This is a genomic window from Caballeronia sp. LZ043 (assembly GCF_031451075.1).
Lineage (GTDB): Bacteria > Pseudomonadota > Gammaproteobacteria > Burkholderiales > Burkholderiaceae > Caballeronia.
In genome coordinates this window covers 1-473 of the sequence record NZ_JARUXT010000071.1, presented here as the reverse complement: position 1 = coordinate 473, position 473 = coordinate 1, and the positions used below count along the sequence as shown (strand labels likewise).

Sequence of the window (473 nt, the reverse complement as noted above, 5' to 3'; positions counted from 1 at the left end):
CTGCTATTGGCCCGTCTCCCTCTTCCATTGGGACGCGGGACCTCACCACAAGAGGGCGAACCCGTGAGCGTCAGAGACACCGCAATCCATTCCCGTCTTCCATCCGAACCACCGCCGTACGCGCGACTCCACGCCGGCCGGTTTGCGACGCCCGAGCGCGCCGCCTTCGCCGCGTGGCGGTGCCCCCTGCATTCGTTCGAGGGGCACTTCGTCGGGCACGTGAGCGCAATCGGCGCATTGCGCGCCGTATCGCGGCGTGATCCTCTCCCGCTCCTGCGCTATGTGCGGGAAGCGCGTGGCTCGATCACCGCACATCGAGACTCGTTTCTCGACATCGTGCGCGTAGGCGGCAAGGTCGGACGACGCGCCGATCAGCTCGCGCCGCTCGCCGAAATCCTCGACACATCGGGCGCCCGCGCGCTTGAGAGCGACGTCATCGAATGCGCCGCTCAGGCACTCAGAGAGTGCTTTCT

1 protein-coding gene is annotated in these 473 nt (G+C 66.8%); it reads left to right on the top strand.

Annotation, left to right across the window (positions count from 1 at the left end; translation table 11 throughout):
* Nucleotides 1–63 precede the first annotated feature (63 nt).
* Nucleotides 64–473 (top strand): hypothetical protein (locus QCE64_RS37860; RefSeq protein ID WP_310009529.1); only part of this gene is annotated, 410 nt, incomplete at its 3' end.